General features: G+C 60.3%; 20 protein-coding genes. 14 read left to right on the top strand and 6 right to left on the bottom strand.

Features of this window, described 5'->3' with window-relative positions; all coding sequences use genetic code 11:
• Positions 1 to 12: 12 nt before the first annotated feature.
• The 3 genes from ACIPL2_RS28025 (at position 13) to ACIPL2_RS28015 (ending at position 2,507) form a co-directional block, all read left to right on the top strand.
• Positions 13 to 1,569: an AAA family ATPase gene (locus tag ACIPL2_RS28025; RefSeq protein WP_401361986.1), complete on the top strand. Its 1,557-nt coding sequence runs from the start codon at positions 13 to 15 to the stop codon at positions 1,567 to 1,569.
• A gap of 90 nt (positions 1,570 to 1,659) precedes the next feature.
• On the top strand, positions 1,660 to 2,004 hold the full coding sequence (locus ACIPL2_RS28020; protein WP_401361983.1) for a pentapeptide repeat-containing protein: 345 nt from the start codon (positions 1,660 to 1,662) through the stop codon (positions 2,002 to 2,004).
• A gap of 230 nt (positions 2,005 to 2,234) precedes the next feature.
• Positions 2,235 to 2,507, top strand: coding sequence for a TfoX/Sxy family protein (locus tag ACIPL2_RS28015; RefSeq protein WP_007971093.1), 273 nt, complete (start codon positions 2,235 to 2,237; stop codon positions 2,505 to 2,507).
• A gap of 287 nt (positions 2,508 to 2,794) precedes the next feature.
• Here ACIPL2_RS28015 and ACIPL2_RS28010 read toward each other — a convergent pair whose 3' ends face one another.
• The 4 genes from ACIPL2_RS28010 to ACIPL2_RS27995 are packed head-to-tail and all read right to left on the bottom strand — an operon-like array spanning position 2,795 to position 6,341.
• Entirely contained in the window at positions 2,795 to 3,646 is an 852-nt protein-coding gene (locus ACIPL2_RS28010) for a ChaN family lipoprotein (protein WP_401361980.1), read from the bottom strand.
• A gap of 21 nt (positions 3,647 to 3,667) precedes the next feature.
• Positions 3,668 to 4,435 (bottom strand): heme ABC transporter ATP-binding protein, encoded by a 768-nt coding sequence (locus ACIPL2_RS28005; RefSeq protein ID WP_401361978.1) that lies wholly within the window; start codon positions 4,433 to 4,435, stop codon positions 3,668 to 3,670.
• Positions 4,435 to 5,418, bottom strand: a complete 984-nt coding sequence (locus tag ACIPL2_RS28000; protein ID WP_401362015.1) for a FecCD family ABC transporter permease — start codon at positions 5,416 to 5,418, stop codon at positions 4,435 to 4,437. Before ACIPL2_RS28000 ends, ACIPL2_RS28005 begins: the two co-directional genes overlap by 1 nt.
• 50 nt (positions 5,419 to 5,468) lie before the next feature.
• Positions 5,469 to 6,341 (bottom strand): hemin ABC transporter substrate-binding protein, encoded by an 873-nt coding sequence (locus tag ACIPL2_RS27995; RefSeq protein ID WP_401361975.1) that lies wholly within the window; start codon positions 6,339 to 6,341, stop codon positions 5,469 to 5,471.
• A gap of 166 nt (positions 6,342 to 6,507) precedes the next feature.
• On the opposite strand from ACIPL2_RS27995, the gene ACIPL2_RS27990 reads away from it, so the two are divergent.
• Positions 6,508 to 6,825, top strand: coding sequence for a Rieske (2Fe-2S) protein (locus tag ACIPL2_RS27990; protein ID WP_401361972.1), 318 nt, complete (start codon positions 6,508 to 6,510; stop codon positions 6,823 to 6,825).
• On the opposite strand, the gene sfsA is transcribed toward ACIPL2_RS27990, so the two are convergent.
• Together sfsA and ACIPL2_RS27980 are read right to left on the bottom strand one after the other, a co-directional pair.
• Complete coding sequence (sfsA, locus tag ACIPL2_RS27985; protein ID WP_401361970.1) at positions 6,822 to 7,535, bottom strand: DNA/RNA nuclease SfsA; 714 nt, start codon at positions 7,533 to 7,535, stop codon at positions 6,822 to 6,824. The two genes, ACIPL2_RS27990 and sfsA, sit on opposite strands and share 4 nt — an antisense overlap.
• Positions 7,535 to 8,707, bottom strand: a complete 1,173-nt coding sequence (locus ACIPL2_RS27980) for a pyridoxal phosphate-dependent aminotransferase (protein WP_401361967.1) — start codon at positions 8,705 to 8,707, stop codon at positions 7,535 to 7,537. The genes sfsA and ACIPL2_RS27980 overlap by 1 nt, the downstream gene beginning before the upstream one ends.
• A gap of 333 nt (positions 8,708 to 9,040) precedes the next feature.
• Here ACIPL2_RS27980 and dksA point away from each other — a divergent pair, with 333 nt between their 5' ends.
• The 10 genes from dksA (at position 9,041) to pgi (ending at position 22,003) form a co-directional block, all read left to right on the top strand.
• Positions 9,041 to 9,481 carry an RNA polymerase-binding protein DksA gene (dksA, locus tag ACIPL2_RS27975; RefSeq protein ID WP_007902025.1) on the top strand — a complete coding sequence of 147 codons (441 nt, stop codon included), beginning with the start codon at positions 9,041 to 9,043 and terminating at the stop codon, positions 9,479 to 9,481.
• A gap of 205 nt (positions 9,482 to 9,686) precedes the next feature.
• Entirely contained in the window at positions 9,687 to 10,583 is an 897-nt protein-coding gene (gene gluQRS / locus ACIPL2_RS27970; RefSeq protein WP_401361965.1) for a tRNA glutamyl-Q(34) synthetase GluQRS, read from the top strand.
• Positions 10,584 to 10,660: 77 nt separating this feature from the next.
• Positions 10,661 to 10,837: a hypothetical protein gene (locus ACIPL2_RS27965; protein ID WP_003176118.1), complete on the top strand. Its 177-nt coding sequence runs from the start codon at positions 10,661 to 10,663 to the stop codon at positions 10,835 to 10,837.
• The gene (locus ACIPL2_RS27960; protein ID WP_401361962.1) at positions 10,821 to 13,775 is read left to right on the top strand and encodes a sensor histidine kinase; all 2,955 of its coding nucleotides are present in this window, start codon (positions 10,821 to 10,823) and stop codon (positions 13,773 to 13,775) included. The genes ACIPL2_RS27965 and ACIPL2_RS27960 overlap by 17 nt, the downstream gene beginning before the upstream one ends.
• 22 nt (positions 13,776 to 13,797) lie before the next feature.
• Positions 13,798 to 15,237 (top strand): sigma-54-dependent transcriptional regulator, encoded by a 1,440-nt coding sequence (locus tag ACIPL2_RS27955; protein WP_401361960.1) that lies wholly within the window; start codon positions 13,798 to 13,800, stop codon positions 15,235 to 15,237.
• An 811-nt stretch (positions 15,238 to 16,048) separates the two neighbouring features.
• The gene (locus tag ACIPL2_RS27950; protein WP_401361957.1) at positions 16,049 to 17,449 is read left to right on the top strand and encodes a polynucleotide adenylyltransferase PcnB; all 1,401 of its coding nucleotides are present in this window, start codon (positions 16,049 to 16,051) and stop codon (positions 17,447 to 17,449) included.
• A gap of 3 nt (positions 17,450 to 17,452) precedes the next feature.
• Positions 17,453 to 17,938, top strand: a complete 486-nt coding sequence (folK, locus tag ACIPL2_RS27945) for a 2-amino-4-hydroxy-6-hydroxymethyldihydropteridine diphosphokinase (RefSeq protein ID WP_401361954.1) — start codon at positions 17,453 to 17,455, stop codon at positions 17,936 to 17,938.
• 389 nt (positions 17,939 to 18,327) lie between these two features.
• Complete coding sequence (gene panB, locus ACIPL2_RS27940; RefSeq protein WP_401361952.1) at positions 18,328 to 19,128, top strand: 3-methyl-2-oxobutanoate hydroxymethyltransferase; 801 nt, start codon at positions 18,328 to 18,330, stop codon at positions 19,126 to 19,128.
• Entirely contained in the window at positions 19,125 to 19,985 is an 861-nt protein-coding gene (gene panC, locus ACIPL2_RS27935) for a pantoate--beta-alanine ligase (protein ID WP_401361947.1), read from the top strand. The genes panB and panC overlap by 4 nt, the downstream gene beginning before the upstream one ends.
• Before the next feature lie 353 nt (positions 19,986 to 20,338).
• On the top strand, positions 20,339 to 22,003 hold the full coding sequence (pgi, locus tag ACIPL2_RS27930; RefSeq protein WP_401361944.1) for a glucose-6-phosphate isomerase: 1,665 nt from the start codon (positions 20,339 to 20,341) through the stop codon (positions 22,001 to 22,003).
• The last annotated feature ends 202 nt before the right edge of the window (positions 22,004 to 22,205 follow it).

Raw genomic sequence — 22,205 nt, 5'->3', positions numbered from 1 at the left:
GAAGGATCGCCTGTGAGCCAGTCACTGATCGCTGCCCTGCAAAACCCGGCCCTCTACCCGCATCCCGTAGACGCTTTCCAGGTTATCGAGACCCATATCTCCTGGGTCATCCTCACGGGCCCTTTTGCTTATAAAGTGAAGAAACCGATGAACTTCGGCTTCCTCGACTTCACCAGCCTCGATGCACGGGAACATTTCTGCGCAGAAGAGCTGCGTCTGAACCAGCGTCTGACGCAGGATTTGTATCTGGACGTGTTGCCGATTACCGGCAGCGCCGAAGCACCACAACTGGGCGGTGACGGCCCGGTCATCGAATACGCGTTGAAAATGCGTCAGTTCCCACAGAGCGGGTTGCTCAGCACCCTGCAAGCCAACGGCGAATTGACCACGGCGCACATTGACGAGATGGCCGCGCAAATCGCTCAGTTCCACCTCAACGCGCCAAAAGTGCCTGCCGAGCACGAAGCCGGCACCCCGGATGCCGTTATGGCGCCGGTACGCCAGAACTTCGAGCAGATTCGCCCGTTTCTCAGCGACAAGACTGACCTGCTGCAACTCGACGCCCTGCAAGCCTGGGCCGAAAGCAGCTTCGAACGCCTCAAGCCGCTGTTCGCCCAGCGCAAGGCCGACGGTTTTATCCGCGAATGCCACGGCGACATCCACTTGGGCAACGCCACCGTGATCGACGGCAAGGTCGTGATCTTCGACTGCATCGAGTTCAACGAACCGTTCCGCTTCACCGACGTGTATGCCGACACCGGCTTCCTGGCGATGGACCTGGAAGACCGCGGGCTGAAATCCCTGGCACGTCGTTTCATCAGCCAGTACCTGGAGCTGACCGGCGATTACCAGGGGCTGGAACTGCTGAATTTCTATAAAGCCTATCGCGCATTGGTTCGCGCCAAGGTCAGCCTGTTCAGCATGCCCGCCGACGCCACCCCGGTGCAGCGCGCGACTACCCTGCGGCAGTACCGCAATTACGCCAACCTGGCGGAAAGCTACAGCACCATTCCTTCGCGCTTCCTTGCCATCACCCACGGTGTTTCTGCCGTCGGCAAGAGCCACGTGGCCATGCGCCTGGTGGAAGCGTTGGGCGCCATTCGCCTGCGTTCCGATGTCGAGCGCAAACGCCTGTTCGGCGAGCAAACCGTGCCAAATGATCCACAGGCCGGCATTTACAGTGCCGACGCCAGCGCCGCGACTTACGCCCGCCTGCATGAGATTGCCACGGTGATCCTGCGTGCCGGCTTCCCGGTGGTGATCGATGCCACTTACCTCAAGCGCGAGCAGCGCGACGGTGCGGCGAAAATCGCCGAAGCCACCGGCGCACCTTTCCTGATTCTTGATTGCAATGCCCCGCAAGCAGTGATCGAGAGCTGGCTGGCCCTGCGCCAGGCCGATAAAAAGGATCCGTCTGACGCCAACCTGGCCGTTATCGAGGCTCAGCAAGCCACTCGTGAAGCGCTGACGCCAGCAGAAATCCTCTGCAGCAAACGCGTACAGACCAATGAAAGCGGGACCCTCGACACCGTTGTCGCGCAGATTCGCCAACGCCTGCCGGGCCTGTAAAAAGTATTTCAGCCGTGAAGCCTTCGCCGGCTTCACGGCTGTCAAATAGTGGCACTATACTGGCGTCATAAAACCAACAGGTGATGCGACATGAGCCAGCCCAAACTTCTCGACACCCCACTTTATGCCTTGCTGCACAAAGACGACATCACAGGTTTCAATAACGAGCGCCCCAAAGACGGCACGATCGATATGGTCGGCGGGGATTTCCGTGGTCTGGACTTGCGTGAACTGAACGCCGACCGCGTCGATTTTACCGATGCCTACTTCCGCTCCGCCGACTTGCGCGGCATCGACTTTCGCAACTCAAACCTGGAAGGCGCAAGCCTCGCCCACGCGCAAATCTCCGGTGCTTACTTTCCGCCTGAGCTGAGTGCGGACGAGATCCTGATGTCGATGAATTTCGGTACACGCCTGCGGTATCGCACCCGCTGACACCCGCAGCACCTCCTCGAAACGACACAATCCCTGTGGGGAGCGAGCTTGCTCCCACAGGGATTGCGTTGCCTTCCTCTACCGCGTTCGCGGACTTTCGCACAGCTTCCAGTACTTTCCTCTTAGAAGCTTTTGCGTCGAAACCGACCAAACAATCACGCTTTTCCTACTGATGGCTACACTCCTCAGAAGCTTGCCCACGCACCATTCGGCCATCGCAAGGAGGCTTGATGAATGATGAACTGCAACACCTGAAGAATCTTGGCAAGACGTCGGCGCAGTGGCTGCATGCCGTGGGCATCCACAGCGCCTCGGACTTGCGTCGCCTGGGGGCGGTGGACGCTTATCGGGCCGTGCGCACGCGCGGGTTTCGAGCGTCCAAGGTGTTGTTGTATGCGATAGAAGGTGCATTGATGGACGTGCACTGGAACGACATTCCCGCCGAGCGCAAGGAAGCCCTGAACAAACAGCTGGAAGCTATTTCGTCACGCCACAAGAATTGAAACGACACAGCAGCCATACACCTGCTGGAGCCAACTGACTCAACAAACAGCCTGAAACCCAATGATTACGGGCGTTTCCGGCGAGGGACCGACGAATTTCAAATAAATCGAAAATCAGCGGTTGACTTGGTAATGAGAATCGCTATTATTATCACAACTGGTCGCGAGACTGGTCGATATTTGAAAAGCCCTTGGTTCGGACTCTCAGATATCTCCTCATCAGGCTAATCACGGTTATTTGACCCGGCTCTTGCCGGGTCTTTTTTTGCCTGTGGAAAAGTCGTCCTCTACTTGCCGAACTGCTTACGCATCTGCGCGCAGTAATCCGGCGTCGCGGTGGCAGGCGTGTACCAGACGTAATCGGCCATTGCCGCCGTCACCTCACTGCCCTGCTGCGCCAACATCAACACCCTCGGAGCCTCGGGCGCTCCCAGATCAAGCACATGGATCGGCACGCCGATATCCTTACGCGCGTGGTAAGCCCCGGCGAACAGTAAAGAAGGCGTTGGCGCTGCCAGTAACCGCTCGGTCATCCGCCGATCACGTTGCTGCTGGACCGCCAGCATGGCCGGCATTTGCGATTCCGGCAGCAGACCGCAGTGAACGTCGCTGATTTGCGCCAGCAACGCGTCCTTGACCGAAGCAGCGTTGGAGCGCGAGCCGTTTAATGTCGGAGGGTTGGCGTAGACAGAACGGATTTCAAGCGTGTCCAGATTGGCCGCCAGCAGCGGGTACGGTTGAGTCAGGGCGAATCGTACGATCGGCCCGTATAGATTCCAGTCCCAACCAGACTGCCAGGCCAATGCACCGGGCAAATCCGCCGGTGGCGTCGAGGCATGGCGAATGTCGTCGACGCGCAGCTGTTGATCCGGCGTGAGCATTTCCAGCAGCAGACTGCCTTGCGGCCGCTGCTCCCCCAGCGACTGCAATAACCACAGCTGCAATGCATGGTGATCGCGACTGTCATGCTGCTCACCGACAATCAGCCTCGAAGGCTCCTGCAACCGCTTAACCAGTTGCTGCGGCGTGAGGGTCTGGCCGCTGCGCAAGTCGCGAATCTCACCCGTGATCGGTGGCGGCACCGAAGCATGCTGACAGGCCCCCAGAAACAGCACGGCCAGCATCAAAATCCCACGCATCTTCTTATCCCTATGAAAAAGTCAGCGGGCGATGATCAGCGGATGCCCACGCTCCGGGTGCTGTTGCACCAGCACTTCCAACCCGAACACGGCCTTGAGCGGCTCCGGGCGCAACACTTGCTCGGGCGTGTCGAGCGCCACCGGGCGACCGCCTTCGAGCAGTAACAAGCGATCACAATAGCGCGCCGCCAGGTTCAGATCATGCAGGATCACCAGCACCGCCGCGCCGCGATCGGCGAACTCGCGCACCGCTTGCAAGGTGGTGTGCTGGTGCAAGGGGTCGAGCATCGAGGTCGGCTCATCGAGCAACAGTGTTTGCCCGGCCTCCCCCGGCCAGAGTTGCGCCAGCACTCGCGCCAGGTGCACCCGCTGCCGTTCGCCACCGGACAACGCCAGATAGCTGCGCCCGCTCAGGTGTCCGGCATCGGCAGCGCGCAGTGCGGCGGCGACGATTTCATCGTCCCGCACCCGACCACTCTGATGAGGCAAGCGGCCCATGCCGACCACTTCTTCGACGCGAAAGGCGAAGTCCAGGGTCGATACTTGCGGCAACACGGCCAAACGTTGCGCGCGCAGTGCGCCGGTCCAGTCACTTAACTCGCGCTCATCGAGCCAGACGCTGCCGTGATCAGCCTTCAACTCGCCACACAAGGCGCCGAGCAAAGTGCTTTTGCCGGCGCCATTAGGTCCCAGCACACCGAGGACTTCGCCCGGCTTGAGTTCCAGCGTGATGTCCGCCAGGACGATCTTTCGCCCACGACGGATTTGCAGATTATGCGATCGCAACATCAGGCACGCCCTCTGAGCAGCAGATACAGAAAGAACGGCGCACCGATGAAGGCCGTGACGATCCCGATCGGTAACTCGGCCGGCGCCAGTGCCAGTCGCGCCACCAGATCGGCGAACAACAGAAGACTCGCCCCCGCCAGCACAGACGCCGGCAACAGCACCCGATGATCGGGACCGGCCAGCAATCGCACCAGGTGCGGCACCACCAGACCGACAAACCCGATCATCCCCGCCGCCGCAACCGCCGCACCGACACCCAGCGCCGTGCAGAACACCAGTTGACGCTTGAGCCCTTCAACATCAATGCCCAGGTGACCCGCCTCCGATTCACCCAGCAGCAATGCATTCAAGGCCTTGGCCCGACGCGGCAACCAGAGCGCCACACCGGCACTCACCAGCAATAACGGCCAGAGCCGCGAATAGCTGGCGCCGTTGAGGCTGCCGAGGTTCCAGAACGTCAGGGTGCGCAGGGTCGCGTCGTCCGCCAGATAAGTGAACAGTCCCACTGCCGAACCCGCCAGCGCCGTCAGCGCGATACCCGCCAACAGCATGGTCGCCACGTTGGTCTGCCCGTTGCGCCGACCCAGTCGATACACCAGCGCCGTCAAACCGAGGCCGCCCAGAAACGCACACAGCGATAACAGATAAGGCCCGAAGGATTCCGGTAGACCACCGAACACCGAGCCACCGACGATCGCAATCGCCGCGCCCAAGGCGGCGCCACTGGACACACCCACCAACCCCGGATCCGCCAGAGGGTTACGAAACAGTCCCTGCATCGCCACGCCGGACAGTGCCAAAACCCCGCCCACGGCCAAACCCAGTAACGTACGCGGCAGGCGAATCTGCCCGAGGATCAGTTCGGCCTGCTCCAGCCCATCGGGCGCGATGGGCAACCCGATCAACCGCAACGCCGCGCGCAAGGTATCCAGCAGCGGCAAACTCACCGGCCCCAGCGCCAGCGACAGCCAGATCGCCAACAAACACAGTATGCTCAGGCCAATAAACAGCACTCGCGGTTTAACCAGAATGGTCATTGGCCGGCCGTACCGGGGTAGAAACCGTCAGAGAGTTTTTTCAACGCCTCAGGCAAACGCGGCCCGAGACCGCCCACCAGCAGGGTCGGATCGAGTTCCATGACTCGCCCATCCTTGACCGCGCGGGTCGAGGACAGAATCGGATTTTCCTTGAACAACGCCGCGCGCGCCGCCTCGCCAGTCAACGCCCGGTCGGCGAACACCAGCACGTCCGGATCGAGACTGATCAGCGACTCATTAGAAAAGGGTTTGTAGCCGGTATGCGTTGCCAGGTTGTGCCCACCCGCCTGTTGCACCAACCAATCGGCAGCGGTGTCCTTGCCGGCGATCAGCGGTTTGCCGCCCGCATGGCCGAGCAATAACAGCACGCCCGGTGATTTTTCCTTCAACTGCGCCCGGGTAACCCGGATCTTTTGCTGATCGAGTTGCTCCTGGTAAGCCTGAAACAACTGCGAAGCCCGATCCTCCGCACCAAGCAACTGGCCCAAATGCTGGAGATTGCCCTGCAACGTCAACAGATCCGGCTGGGCCGAGAACTGTTCGATCTGCACGCCCGCGCTACGAACTTGCGAAAGCACCGGCGGCGGCCCCATTTCTTCGGTGCCGATCAGAATCTGCGGGCGCAAGCTCAAGATCCCTTCCGCCGAGAGTTGCCGCTGGTAACCGATGCTCGGCAATGCCTTGAGGGATTGCGGGTGCTGGCTGGTGGTGTCGACGCCCACCAGTTTTGATTCAGCGCCCAGCGCGCTGACCCACTCCGACAACGCGCCACCGGCACTGACCCAACGTTGTGGCAACTCGGCCGCTGCGGCGTGAAGACTGACGATGAGTCCGACACAAAGCGCAGCAACGCGGGTACTCAGGCGCATAAACAGCTTCCTTTAAAGGTTTTCCCGGGCATCGGGATGCCAAGCCAAGTATCCTCGGCCTCTGGCATCTGCACCCGACGGGCGAAGCGGCCATTTGATAATTGTTTGCATTTGCACGTCAAGTACAGACGTTTCCTACGACGCGCGGCGATATTTGAGGATAGACATGAAGTTTCTGTGTGCTGGCATTGAGCTGGCCGATGCCAGCAGCCGTGGATTCGACATCGACGGCCAAAAACTCTTTGCCGTGCGCCGGGGCGGCCAGGTTTACGTCTACATCAATCGCTGTCCGCACCGTGGTGTCGGGCTGGAATGGAAGCCCGACCAGTTCCTCGACCCCAGCAACAGCCTGATCCAGTGCGCCACCCACGGCGCCCTGTTTCTGATCGAGGATGGCGAATGCGTCGCCGGCCCATGCGCCGGACAATCCCTGACCCGCGTCCCGTGCCGCGAAGATGAGCAAGGGATCTGGGTCAGTCTTTAACCGTGTAGCAACACGTCCAGACGCCGGTCGACCACCATCTCTTCGTGGCTCAACCGCACGCCGTACGCCAGCACTTCAACCCCACAGGCTACCGCCTCATGCAGCGCGTCGGCGTAGGCCGAATCGATTTCTTTTGCCGGACGTACAGCGTCGATGCCGGTGAGGTTCACGCAATACAGCTGCACCGCACGGATCCCGTCCCGGGCCAGATGGGCCAATTCGCGCAAGTGCTTGGCCCCGCGCTGGGTCACCGCATCGGGAAATGCCGCGACCAATGTCCCGTCGAAGCCCAGGGTGACGCTTTTAACTTCGACATAGGCCGGCCCGCTCGGGTAATCGAGACGGAAATCGATGCGGCTGCTTTCCTGACCGTAGGCCACTTCGCGTTTTAGCTCAGTAAAACCGTTCAGTTCGGTGATGACGCCGGCCCGCAGTGCTTCCTCGATCAAACCGTTGGCGCGTCCGGTGTTCACGCAAAACAGGCGGCCCTGCGGGGTTTCGCCGACCTCCCACGTGCCAGGCAGTTTGCGTTTGGGGTCATTTGAGCGACTGAACCAGACCTGCCCGCCCTCGACCTGACAATTAAGCATCGAGCCGGTATTCGGGCAGTGAATGGTCAGCAACTCGCCGGTAACGGTCTCGATATCGGCGAGAAAACGCTTGTAACGACGGATCAGGCGACCTTCTTCAAGTGGAGGATGAAAGCGCATCAGCCTTGCCAGCTCCGCAGACCACGAGCAATCCGCTCAACCGCTTCCTGCAAGCGTGGCAGGCTTTGGGTGTAGGCAAACCGCACATGATGCCCGGCCTGATATCGCCCGAAATCCAGGCCCGGAGTGATCGCGACGTGCTCGGTCTCGAGGAAATACCGGCAGAACGCGAAGGCATCGCCGCCGAACTTGCTGATATCCGCGTACAAGTAGAACGCCCCTTCCGGCTCCACGGCGATGCCGAAGCCCAGTTCTCGCAAGGCTGGCAGCAGGAAGTCGCGACGGCGACCGAACTCGGCGCGACGCTCTTCGAAAATCGCGATGGTAGCAGGCTCGAAACAGGCCAGTGCAGCGTGTTGGGCCATGCTCGGGGCGCTGATGTAAAGATTCTGCGCCAGTTTTTCTAGTTCACTGACCGCCGCTTCCGGCGCCACCAGCCAACCGAGTCGCCAACCAGTCATGCCGAAATACTTCGAAAAACTATTCAGCACAAAGGCGTCGTCATCGACTTCCAGCACGCTGGCCGCATCGGTGCCGTACGTCAGACCGTGATAGATCTCATCGACCACCAGATGGCCGTGGCGCTCCTTGATGGCGGCAGACAGGCCCGCCAGCTCGTCTCGCGTCAGGATCGTCCCGGTCGGGTTGGCGGGCGATGCGACCAGCGCGCCGACGCTGTCGTGATCCCAATGGCGGGCCACCAGGTCTGGCGTCAGTTGATAGCGCACGTCCGGGCCGACCGGCACCAATTGCGCCGCGCCTTCGACCAGCCGCAGGAAATGCCGGTTGCACGGATAACCCGGATCCGCCAGCAGCCAGTGTTTGCCGGGGTCCACCAACAAGGCACTGGCCAGCAGCAGCGCGCCGGAACCGCCCGGTGTAATGAGGATTCGCCGTGGGTCGATGTTCAGGCCATAGCGCTGCTGATAGAAACCGGAAATGGCCTCGCGCAACTCGGGAATGCCGCGCGCCGCGGTGTAGCGGGTTTTCCCCGCCGTCAGCGCCGCCTGGCCGGCCTGAATGATCGGCTCGGCCGTGGTGAAGTCCGGCTCGCCGATTTCCAGGTGGATCACGTCATGACCGGCGGCCTGCAATTCATTGGCCCGCGCCAGCAGCGCCATGACATGGAAAGGTTCGATCGCGCGACTGCGGGCACTGTAGGGCTGAGCCATTGGCCTTCCTTCAACGGGGAAAAAAACTGATTCTACCCAACCGTCGGAACGAGCGAGAACCTAAAGCGGTCAGAGCCGTTATATCCCTGGCTGTAAACGACTCAAGCGTGTGCCCCAGGTTTGACTAAAATCAATAATTGATCAGGTCTCCAGCACCACCAGACAAGGCTTTGCAATCATTTGCAAGCACCTTGGGCCACTACCTCGACATCCGGGAGTAGCGCGGTCCGATTTGATCTGGTAAGTTCGCCCGCTTGCAGCCGCAGGGCCGGCAGGTGTCGGTGATGGAGCAATCCTGCGCAATGGATTACAAGAGTAGAGGCGGTCCATTTCATGCCCACCCAAGCAAAGCAGCAAAACCAGTCGATCAGCGGTTTCGAACCCTACAAAGAAGTGAAGGGTGAGGAATACATGGGCAAGCCCATGCGCGCTCACTTCACCAAGATCCTGAACAAGTGGAAACAGGACTTGATGCAGGAAGTCGACCGTACGGTTGATCACATGAAGGACGAAGCGGCCAACTTCCCGGACCCGGCAGACCGTGCCAGCCAGGAAGAAGAATTCAGCCTTGAGCTGCGTGCCCGCGACCGCGAGCGCAAGTTGATCAAGAAGATCGACAAGACGCTGCAACTGATCGAAGACGAAGAATATGGCTGGTGCGAGTCCTGCGGCGTCGAGATCGGCGTCAAGCGGCTGGAAGCCCGCCCTACCGCCGACATGTGCGTTGACTGCAAGACCCTGGCGGAAATCAAGGAAAAGCAAGTCGGCAAGTAACATCGACTTGAACGAAGAAACGGAGCGTGCGAACGCTCCGTTTTTGTTTCTGATATTTGCTGATATTTGTTGCGTCTTCGGAATTGCCTTCGCGAGCAAGCTTCGCTCCTACAGAGGCTGGTGAGATTTCCTGTAGGAGCGAAGCTTGCTCGCGAAGGCGGCTTCACGCCATGCTCAAAACGATTGGACAGCCTGACATCGCCTTATGACCGCCATCGCCTCCCCCACCTACATCGGGCGCTTTGCACCCACGCCCAGTGGCCATTTGCATTTCGGTTCGCTGGTCGCCGCGCTGGCCTCGTACCTCGACGCCCGCTCGGTGGGTGGCCGCTGGCTGATGCGCATGGAAGACCTCGATCCGCCCCGGGAAGAACCGGGTGCCCAGGCGGCCATTCTCAAGGCGCTGGAAAGCTACGGTTTCGAGTGGGACGGCGACATGGTCCGCCAGAGTGACCGGCACGACGCCTACGCCGAAGTGCTCAATCGCCTGTTCAATCACGGCCTGGCCTACGCCTGCACCTGCTCGCGCAAACAACTGGAGCCGTATCACGGGATTTATCCGGGGCTGTGCCGCAACGCCGGCCACGGCACCGAAGACGCCGCGATTCGCCTGCGCGTGCCGGAACTGGAATACCACTTCATCGACCGGGTCCAGGGCGAATACCGCCAACACCTGGGACGGGAAGTCGGCGACTTCGTGATCCGCCGCCGCGACGGACTCTACGCCTATCAACTGGCGGTGGTCCTCGACGACGCCTGGCAAGGCATTACCGATATCGTCCGTGGCGCCGACCTGCTCGACTCGACACCACGACAGCTGTACCTGCAAGAACTGCTCGGCCTGCCCCAACCGCGTTATCTGCATATTCCGCTGATTACCCAGCCCGATGGCCACAAGCTCGGCAAGTCCTACCGTTCGCCGCCGCTGACCGAAGACCAGGCGACGCCCCTGCTACTGCGGGCCTTGCGCGCATTGGGGCAGAATCCAGGCGCCGAACTGGCTTACGCGACACCACGGGAAGTGTTGAACTGGGGCATCGCCCACTGGGATGCGCTGTTGATCCCGCGCACACTCAACCTGCCCGAAGCGCAACTACAGTGATCACACTTGCAGTGGCGCGCCCATCCGTTACCATCGCCGCACGTTTTCGGGCACGCGCATAAAGAAGAGAGGCCGGGATGTACATCTATCGCTTGGTCCTGCTCCTGGTAGTGGGGATTTACCTGTTCTCCCCGGCCATCATGGATTGGTGGATCGACGCCACTGGCGCCTGGTATCGCCCTTATCTGCTCTGGCTGATTCTGATCGTCGTGACCTTCATCCTGCAGAGCCAAAAAGATGCCGATGAGCTTTAGCCTGACCCAGATGATCCTGATCAGCGCCGCGTACCTGGCGGTGTTGTTCGGCGTAGCCTGGGTCAGCGAACGGGGCATGATCCCCCGGGCGATCATTCGCCACCCGCTGACTTACACCCTGTCGCTTGGGGTCTACGCCAGTGCGTGGGCGTTTTATGGCACGGTCGGTCTGGCCTATCAGTACGGCTACGGTTTCCTGTCCAGCTATCTTGGGGTTTCCGGGGCATTTTTGCTGGCGCCGGTGTTGCTGTATCCGATTCTGAAGATCACTCGCACCTATCAGTTATCGTCCCTGGCCGACTTGTTCGCGTTCCGGTTCCGCAGCACCTGGGCCGGTGCACTCACCACGATCTTCATGCTGATCGGCGTGTTGCCGTTGCTGGCCTTGCAGATTCAGGCGGTAGCCGACTCCATCGGCATTCTCACCCGCGAGCCGGTGCAGCATCGCGTGGCCTTGAGCTTCTGCGCACTGATTACGCTGTTCACGATTTTCTTCGGCTCGCGCCACATCGCCACCCGCGAGAAGCATGAAGGCCTGGTGTTCGCGATTGCGTTCGAATCGGTGATCAAGCTGATCGCCATTGGCGGTGTCGGCCTGTATGCGTTGTACGGCGTGTTCGACGGTCCGCAACAGCTGGAATTGTGGCTGCTGCAAAACCAGACCGCCCTCGCCGCCCTGCACACACCGTTGCAGGAAGGCCCGTGGCGCACGCTGCTACTGGTGTTCTTCGCCTCGGCGATTGTGATGCCGCACATGTACCACATGACGTTTACCGAAAACCTCAACCCGCGCTCGCTGGTCAGTGCGAGCTGGGGCTTGCCGCTGTTCCTGCTGCTGATGAGCCTGGCCGTACCGTTGATTCTCTGGGCCGGCCTGAAGCTCGGCGCCACCACCAATCCGGAATATTTCACGCTGGGCATCGGCATTGCCGCCAACAACAAAGCCCTGGCGCTATTGGCCTACGTCGGCGGATTGTCGGCGGCGAGCGGCTTGATCATCGTCACCACCCTGGCGTTGTCCGGAATGGCGCTGAACCATCTGGTGCTGCCGCTCTATCAGCCGCCGGCCGAAGGCAATATCTACCGCTGGCTGAAGTGGACCCGCCGGGCCTTGATCGTCGCGATCATCATGGCCGGTTACGGTTTCTACCTGCTGCTGGGGGCGGAACAAGACCTGGCAAACCTGGGCATCGTCGCCTTCGTCGCCACCCTGCAATTCCTGCCGGGCGTACTCTCGGTTCTGTATTGGCCAACCGCCAACCGCCGCGGTTTCATTGCCGGTTTGCTCGCGGGGATCCTGGTGTGGCTGGTGACCATGCTGCTGCCGCTGGTCGGCAACCTGCAGGGCTTCTACATTCCGCTGTTGAACATGATCTACGTGCTGGACGACACCAGTTGGCACATGGCGGCGATCGCCTCGCTGGCTGCCAACGTGCTGATGTTCACCCTGATCTCGCTGTTCACCAATGCCAGCAGCGAAGAGGCCAGCGCCGCCGAGGCCTGCGCCGTGGACAACGTGCGTCGCCCGCAACGCCGCGAATTGCACGCCGCCTCGCCTCAGGAATTCGCCACGCAACTGGCCAAGCCGTTGGGCGCGAAAGCCGCACAGAAAGAAGTCGAACAGGCCCTGCGCGATCTTTATCTGCCGTTCGATGAACGCCGGCCTTATGCCTTGCGCCGTCTGCGCGACCGGATCGAAGCCAACCTCTCCGGCCTGATGGGGCCGAGCGTGGCCCAGGACATGGTCGAGACCTTCCTGCCTTATAAGGCCGGTGGCGAAAACTACGTCACCGAGGACATCCACTTCATCGAAAGTCGTCTTGAGGACTACCACTCGCGCCTGACCGGCCTTGCCGCCGAACTCGATGCCCTGCGCCGCTATCACCGCCAGACTCTGCAAGAATTGCCGATGGGCGTCTGCTCGCTGGCCAAGGACCAGGAAATCCTCATGTGGAACAAAGCCATGGAGGAGCTGACCGGGATTGCCGCGCAGCGTGTGGTCGGTTCGCGCCTGAGCACCATTGCCGATCCGTGGAAACAGCTGCTGCAAGGCTTCATCAATCTGCCGGACGAGCATTTGCACAAACAGCATTTGGCCCTCGACGGCCAGACTCGCTGGCTCAACCTGCACAAAGCAGCGATCGACGAACCGCTCGCGCCGGGTAACAGTGGCCTGGTGCTGCTGGTGGAAGACCTGACCGAAACGCAGATGCTCGAAGACAAACTGGTGCACTCCGAGCGCCTGGCCAGTATCGGTCGACTCGCCGCGGGCGTGGCCCATGAAATCGGCAACCCGATCACTGGCATCGCGTGCCTGGCGCAGAACCTGCGCGAAGAGCGCGAAGACGACGGCGAGCTGAAAGAAATCAGCGGGCAGATCCTCGAGCAGACCAAACGCGTGTCGCGCATCGTGCAGTCGCTGATGAGTTTCGCCCACGCCGGCAGCCATCAGCACAGCGACGAGCCCGTCTGTCTGGCCGAAGTGGCCCAGGACGCGATCGGCCTGCTGGCCCTGAACCGACGCAATTTCGAAGTGCAGTTCTACAACCTGTGCGACCCCGATCACTGGGTCGAAGGCGATCCGCAGCGACTCGCCCAAGTGTTGATCAACCTGCTCTCAAATGCCCGTGACGCCTCGCCTCCCGGCAGTGCGGTGCGGGTCAAAAGCGAAGCCGGCGAACACACGGTCGATCTGATCGTGGAAGACGAAGGCAGCGGCATTCCGCAGAACATCATGGACCGATTGTTCGAACCTTTCTTCACCACCAAGGACCCTGGCGAAGGCACCGGTCTGGGCCTTGCACTGGTCTATTCCATCGTTGAAGAGCATTATGGACAAATCACCATCGACAGCCCGGCTGATGTTCAAAGCCAACGCGGCACCCGTATCCGGGTGACCTTGCCGCGTCATGTCGAAGCGACGTCCGCTGTGAACTGAGACCGTCGAGAGTATCGAATCAATGCCGCACATTTTGATCGTCGAAGACGAAACCATTATCCGCTCCGCCTTGCGCCGCCTGCTGGAACGTAACCAGTACCAGGTCAGCGAAGCCGGTTCAGTGCAGGAAGCACAAGAACGCTTCACCATTCCCACGTTCGACCTGATCGTCAGCGACCTGCGTCTGCCGGGCGCGCCGGGCACCGAGTTGATCAAACTCGGCCAGGGCACTCCGGTGCTGATCATGACCAGCTACGCCAGCCTGCGTTCGGCCGTCGACTCGATGAAAATGGGCGCGGTCGACTATATCGCCAAGCCTTTCGATCACGATGAAATGCTCCAGGCCGTTGCACGCATCCTGCGCGACCGCCAATCGGTGCAAGCCAGCGGTGAGCCGGTCACTGCCGGCAAAGCAACCAATGGTGCGGCGAAACCGGGTATCGATAACAGCAATGGCGAAATCGGCATCATTGGCTCCTGCCCGCCGATGCAGGATCTGTACAGCAAGATCCGCAAAGTCGCGCCGACCGATTCCAATGTCCTGATCCAGGGCGAATCCGGCACCGGTAAAGAACTGGTGGCGCGCGCCCTGCACAACCTGTCCAAGCGTGCCAAGGCACCGATGATTTCGGTGAACTGCGCGGCCATTCCGGAAAGCCTGATCGAGTCCGAGCTGTTCGGCCACGAAAAAGGCGCATTCACTGGCGCCAGCGCCGGGCGTGCCGGTCTGGTGGAAGCGGCTGACGGCGGCACGTTGTTCCTCGACGAAATCGGCGAATTGCCACTGGAAGCCCAGGCCCGCCTGCTGCGCGTATTGCAGGAAGGCGAAATTCGCCGGGTCGGTTCGGTACAGTCGCAGAAAGTCGATGTACGCCTGATCGCCGCCACTCACCGGGACCTCAAGAGCCTGGCGAAGATCGGCCAGTTCCGTGAAGACTTGTATTACCGCCTCCACGTAATCGCCCTGAAACTGCCGGCCCTGCGCGAACGCGGCGCGGACGTCAATGAAATCGCCAATGCCTTCCTGGCGCGGCAGAGCGCGCGGGTCAACCGCACCGACCTGAAATTCGCCCCGGATGCCGAACAGGCGATTCGTCACTATTCCTGGCCGGGTAACGTTCGTGAGCTGGAAAACGCCGTCGAGCGTGCAGTCATCCTGTGCGAGAGCCCGGAGATTTCCGCCGAACTGCTGGGGATCGACATCGAACTGAGCGACCTGGAAGACGACGACTTCATCGGCCTGCCGCCACAACAAGGCAGCGCCGCCGGCAACAATAGCCATGAGCCCACCGAAGACCTGTCGCTGGAAGACTACTTCCAGCACTTCGTCCTCGAGCATCAGGACCACATGACCGAAACCGAGCTCGCACGCAAACTCGGCGTGAGCCGCAAATGCCTGTGGGAACGCCGTCAGCGCCTGGGCATCCCACGGCGCAAGACCGGGGTGGCCAGCGAGAGCTGAACCGCACCTGTCTGATGGGTGGGTAACACGTGACATGGTGGAAAAACTGTTACCTCAGGTTTTTCACGTAACAGAAGCCGGGGCTTACGGTAACGAAGCCCCGGCTTTTTTTCGCCCTGATGAAACCCGCCAAGCGACCTAACCCCTTGTTTTACTGGGCTTCACAAAAGTTGGCACGCACCCTGCTATATGTTTGGTACAAGAACAATAACAAGCAACGTACAAGACAATAAAAATAAGACGTATCGACTCACGCACAATAAAAACAAGACGGCGAGAGGCGCAGCTAACTGATTCTTTTGGAGAGGCGTTGTATTTGGGGCTTGCCCCACGACCAGGCCGAGAACAACAAAAACTGTCAAAAGACAGAGCCTGAACTGGTTGGATCGCAAGATCACTGCAACACAGCGACCAAAGCAATCCGTTTGCTCTTGGCTCCCGATTGGGAGGGTCATGAAGGAAAAGCTTCATGGCGTGGGCACTTAACAAAAACAAAAAGCCCGAATCAATAATAAAAATAGAGCATGCAACTACTTCTTGGGGAGCTTCGGCTCCCCTTGTGGTTTCTGCGATTCAGAAATCGCGCCCTGCCGGCGTAGGAGCGAGCTTGCTCGCGAAAACCCCGAGGGCGGCGCTGGGCATCTGATTTACGCGTTATCGTTCACGACCATCGCGAGCAAGCTCGCTCCTACAAGCCCCACAGCTCAAATCTGCTGTGTCCTACACCATCCCCCCACTAAATGCTAGAATCCCCGCCCATCATGCGGTCATTCTTCGTTATGGCCGAACATTCCTTCAAACAGTGCATCCCATGCTGAAGAAGTTGTTCCAGTCATTCCGTTCTCCCAAGCGTCATACGCAACACATTCGCAGTACGCCTGAAGTGCTCAACAGCGGCCAACATTCGCTGCAAAAGGCCCAATTCAGCCGTTATGCGGTGAATATCGTCGAACGCCTGCAGAACGCCGGTTACCAGGCTTACCTGGTCGGCGGTTGCGTGCGCGACATGCTGCTGGGCATCACGCCGAAAGATTTCGACGTCGCCACCAGTGCCACCCCTGAGCAAGTACGAGCCGAATTCCGCAACGCGCGGATCATCGGTCGTCGCTTCAAGCTGGTGCACATCCACTTCGGTCGCGAAATCATTGAAGTCGCGACCTTTCGCGCCAACCACCCGCAAAACGATGAAGAGGAAGACAGCAACCAGTCTTCCCGCAACGAGAGTGGGCGCATCCTGCGCGATAACGTCTACGGTACGCTGGAAGAAGACGCGCAACGCCGCGACTTCACCATCAACGCCTTGTATTACGATCCGGTCAGCGAGCGCATCCTCGACTACGCCAACGGCGTACACGACATCCGCAATCACCTGATCCGCCTGATCGGCGATCCAAAGCAGCGCTATCAGGAAGACCCGGTACGGATGCTGCGAGCCGTGCGTTTCGCCGCCAAGCTGAATTTCGGCATCGAGAAACACAGCGCCGCACCGATCCGCGACCTGGCACCGATGCTGCGTGAGATCCCGTCGGCCCGCCTGTTCGAAGAAGTGCTCAAGCTGTTCCTCTCCGGGCATGCCGCGGACACCTTCGAGATGCTGGTCGACCTGCAATTGTTCGATCCGTTGTTCCCGGCCAGTGCCCAGGCGCTGGAATACAACCCGACGTACACCCACACGCTGATCAGCGAAGCCCTGATCAACACTGACCTGCGGATCAAACAGAACAAACCGGTGACCCCGGCGTTCCTGTTTGCTGCGCTGCTGTGGCCTGCCCTGCCGGCCCGCGTGTTGCGCCTGCAAGAGCGTGGCATGCCGCCGATTCCGGCGATGCAGGAAGCGGCGCACGAGTTAATTGCCGAGCAGTGCCAGCGGATTGCGATTCCGAAACGTTTCACCATGCCGATCCGCGAGATCTGGGACATGCAGGAACGCCTGCCACGCCGCAGCGGCAAGCGTGCCGACCTGTTGCTGGACAACCCGCGGTTCCGTGCCGGTTACGACTTCCTGCTGCTGCGCGAAAGCGCCGGTGAGCAGACCGATGGCCTCGGTGAATGGTGGACGGACTATCAGGACGCCAACGACAGCGAGCGCCGCGACATGATCCGCGACCTCAGCGGCAAGGACGAAGGCACTGGCGCTCCACGCAAACGCCGCCGCAGCGGTGGCGCCAAACGCAAACGCGCGGCCGGCGCACCGAGCGCTACGGGCGAGTAATCCATGGAACGCATCTACATCGGCATGGGCAGCAATCTGGCTGACCCCGCCGAACAATTGCGCAGCGCCATCGAGGCGCTGGCGCAGTTGCCGCAGACCGAACTGGTCGGGGTTTCCGCGTTTTATCAAAGCGACTCACTGCTGCCTGGCCAACCGCGTTACACCAACGCGGTCGCCGCCCTCGACAGCACGCTCCCACCGCTGGAACTGCTGGATGCGCTGCAAGCCATCGAGAATGGACAGGGGCGCGAACGTCTTGAACGCTGGGGCCCACGCACGCTGGATCTCGACATCGTGCTGTTTGGTGACCGGTTGATCGACGAACCTCGCCTGAAAGTGCCTCACTACCATCTGCAGGAACGCGCTTTCGTTCTCTATCCACTGGCCGAACTGGCGCCTGCGGATTTGCGTCTGCCGGATGGCCGCAGCCTGAGTGATTTGCTCGCTGCCTGCCCGTTCGTCGGCCTGGAACGCCTCTCCCCAAATTGACACTTATCCCCCTGTGGGAGCGGGCTTGCTCGCGAAGGCGGTGGGTCATTTGGCATTAATGCTGACTGACACACCGCCTTCGCGAGCAAGCCCGCTCCCACATTAGTTTGTGGTGAACATGAAATTTGAAGCAAGCCCCCCAAAAGACTAAACCTGCTGAATCGCATCAGTTACCCCGGTAACACCCCACGCGTAACAACGCGGTAACACACGCAATTGACTTCCCGAGTTCTCCTCACGACTATAGGCGTCCCGCTGCCGCCAATACGGCATTACAGGGCGCAATCCAGGCCTTAAAAGCACGACAACAGACCGTGCGCCTGTATTTAACGAAGAATCACGCGCGTTACTCGCAGTAGTTTCCACAGCGCCTGAATGAGGAACTTTTCATGCCAGCCATCACCCTGACCACTCTGCAAGGTCTCAAGCAAAAAGGTGAAAAAATCACCATGCTGACCTGCTATGACGCGACCTTCGCCCACGCCTGCAATGAGGCTGGCGTCGAAGTGCTGCTGGTGGGCGACTCCCTCGGCATGGTTCTGCAAGGTCACGACAGCACCCTGCCGGTCACCACCGCGGAAATGGCTTACCACGTGGCAGCGGTCAAACGCGGCAACACCGACGCGTTGATCCTCGCCGACCTGCCCTTCATGGCCTACGCCACCCTCGAACAAACCATGACCAACAGCGCCCTGTTGATGCAGGCCGGTGCGCACATGGTCAAGGTCGAAGGCGCGCTGTGGCTGGCGGACTCGATCCGTCTGTTGGCCGAGCGCGGCATCCCGGTGTGCGCACACATGGGGTTGACGCCGCAATCGGTGAACATCCTGGGCGGTTACAAGGTCCAGGGTCGCAACGAAAACCAGGCGCGGCAGATGCGCGCCGATGCGATCGCCCTGGAGCAGGCCGGCGCGGCCATGCTGCTGCTCGAATGCGTGCCGAGTGAACTGGCGCAGGAAATCACCCAAGCGGTGAAAATCCCGGTGATCGGCATTGGTGCCGGCAGTGCCACCGACGGCCAGGTCCTGGTTCTGCACGACATGCTTGGCCTCTCGATCACTGGCCGGGTACCGAAGTTCGTGAAGAACTTCATGACCGGGCAACAGAACATTCAAGCGGCGCTTGGCGCGTACGTCTCCGAAGTCAAGGCAGCCACTTTCCCTGGTATCGAACACGGATTCTCTGCATGAACACCGTAAAAACCGTACGTGAACTGCGGGCCGCCGTGGCCCGTGCCCGCGGCGAAGGCAAGCGCATCGGCTTCGTGCCGACCATGGGCAACCTGCACAGCGGGCATGTCGCACTGGTGACCAAAGCCACCCAACGGGTGGACTTCGTGGTCGCGAGCATTTTCGTCAACCCGCTGCAATTCGGCGCCGGCGAAGACCTCGACAAATACCCGCGCACCCTCGCGGCCGATCAGGAAAAACTGCTGCAAGCCGGTTGCCACCTGCTGTTCGCGCCGACCGTCGAAGAAATGTACCCCGACGGCATGGCCGGCCAGACCCGCGTCAGTGTTCCGCAATTGTCCGAAGGCTTGTGCGGCGCCAGCCGTCCCGGGCATTTCGAGGGCGTCGCCACCGTCGTCAGCAAGCTGTTCAACATGGTCCAGCCAGACCTGGCGATCTTTGGCGAGAAAGACTTCCAGCAACTGGCGGTGATCCGCGCGCTGGTGCATGACCTGAACATGCCGATCCAGATCATCGGCGAACCGACGGTCCGTGCGGCCGATGGTTTGGCGCTGTCGTCGCGCAACGGTTTCCTCAGCGAAGAACAGCGGGCCGTTGCGCCGGTGGTCTATCGCACCCTGAACCAGATCAGTGATGCGATCAAACAGGGCGAGCGGGATTTCCCGGCGCTGATCGGCGCACAGTTCAAGCAGCTTGAAGCCGTAGGCCTGCGCCCGGATTACCTGGAAATTCGCCATGCGCAGACGTTGCGCCCGGCCACCGCGGAAGATCGAGATCTGGTGATTCTGGTGGCGGCATTCCTCGGTACGACGCGGTTGATCGACAACCTGCACCTGAACCTCGACACGCTCAACTAAACACCACAAAACCAATGTGGGAGCGGGCTTGCTCGCGAAGGCGATGTGTCAGTCAACATAAGTATTGACTGACACATCGCCTTCGCGAGCAAGCCCGCTCCCACATTAGATCGTGGCAGTTTCCACATCCGCTTGTTCCAAATTCCTTCCGTTTGTCGGGCCGCCCCTTCTTTAATGTTAAAAAAGTACAGGTCAGGGGTCAGACAAAGTCAAGACAGATCGCAGCGCGAGGGTTACTGTATTCGCCCTGTGTCATCAAATCGTGTCGACGCAGTTGACCGGACGCCCACCCGCAGCGCTCCGGTATTTTTAGTGTTCAAAAGGCCGTTCAAGTAAAAAGGAAACCCGCAGCGATGGCGTACTACCGCACTCCTCACGATGTGACCGCTCTGCCCGCCTGGCAAGCGTTGAATGACCACCGCCAAGCCATGCAGGATTTCAGCATGCGCGAAGCCTTCAATGCCGACCCGCAGCGCTTTACCCAATTCACCCTTAGCAGCTGCGGCCTGTTTCTCGATTATTCGAAAAACCTGATCAACGCCGAGACCCGCAATCTGCTGGTGGGCCTGGCCAACGAAGTCGACCTCAAGGGCGCGATCAAATCGCTGTTCGAAGGCGAAATCGTCAACTCCTCCGAAGGTCGCCCGGCCCTGCACACGGCGCTGCGCCGCCCGGTCGGCGACAAGCTGTCGGTCAACGGCGTCAACGTGATGCCTGAAGTGCACAAAGTGCTGAATCAGATCACCGACCTTGTGGGCCGTATCCACGACGGTCTGTGGCGCGGTTACACCGAGAAGCCGATCACCGACGTGGTGAACATCGGCATCGGCGGCTCGTTCCTCGGCCCTGAGCTGGTGTCCGAAGCGCTGTTGTCCTACGCCCAGAAAGGCGTGCGCTGTCACTACCTGGCGAACATCGATGGCAGTGAGTTCCACGAACTGACCATGAAGCTGCGCGCCGAGACCACGCTGTTCATCGTTTCGTCGAAATCCTTCAACACCCTCGAAACCCTGAAGAATGCCCAGGCCGCACGTGCCTGGTACCTGGCTCAGGGTGGTTCGGAAGCCGAGCTGTATCGTCACTTCATCGCCGTATCCAGTAACAATGCGGCAGCCGTGGCGTTCGGTATCCGTGAAGAGAACATCTTCCCGATGTGGGACTGGGTCGGCGGGCGTTACTCGTTGTGGTCTGCCATCGGTTTGCCGATTGCCCTGGCCATCGGCATGTCTAACTTCAAGGAACTGCTGTCCGGTGCCTACACCATGGACCAGCACTTCCAGAGCGCGCCGTTCGAACAGAACATGCCGGTGCTGCTGGCCTTGCTCGGCGTCTGGTACGGCAACTTCTGGGGCGCGCAAAGCCACGCGATCCTGCCGTATGACCACTACCTGCGCAACATCACCAAGCACTTGCAACAGTTGGACATGGAATCCAACGGCAAGAGCGTGCGCCAGGACGGTACACCCGTGTCCACCGACACCGGTCCGGTCATCTGGGGCGGCGTGGGTTGCAACGGTCAGCACGCCTATCACCAGTTGCTGCACCAGGGCAGCCAACTGATCCCGGCCGACTTCATCGTGCCGATCGTCAGCTTCAACCCGGTGTCCGACCACCACCAGTGGCTGTACGCCAACTGCCTGTCCCAGAGCCAGGCACTGATGCTGGGCAAGACCCGCGCCGAGGCCGAAGCCGAGTTGCGCGACAAGGGCATGAGCGAAGAAGACGTACAGAAACTCGCGCCACACAAGGTGATCCCGGGCAACCGTCCGAGCAACACCCTGGTGGTCGAGCGCATCAGCCCTCGTCGCCTCGGCGCACTGGTGGCGATGTACGAACACAAAGTCTTCGTGCAAAGCGTGATCTGGGGCATCAACGCCTTCGACCAATGGGGCGTGGAGCTGGGCAAAGAGCTGGGCAAAGGCGTCTACAACCGCCTGGTCGGCAGCGAAGAAACCCCGGCTGACGATGCTTCGACCCAGGGCCTGATCAACTACTTCCGCGGCCGTCACCGCGGGTGATCTGAAACCCGTTCTCGCAGGTCAACACTGATCTTTGTGGGAGCGGGCTTGCTCGCGAAAGCGGTGGTTCATTCGGCATCTATGTTGACTGAACCACCGCTTTCGCGAGCAAGCCCGCTCCCACATTGGTTTGTGTCTGGCTTGAACCCTTTCGCTACTCGGCGCATCTTTATCTTTGTCGCAAAACAAGAATAAGGAACCG

This window comes from Pseudomonas sp. NPDC086251 (assembly GCF_044746405.1).
Lineage (GTDB): Bacteria > Pseudomonadota > Gammaproteobacteria > Pseudomonadales > Pseudomonadaceae > Aquipseudomonas.
Note: the sequence above shows the minus strand (reverse complement) of the source record. Positions and strands in the feature narration are given on the sequence as shown.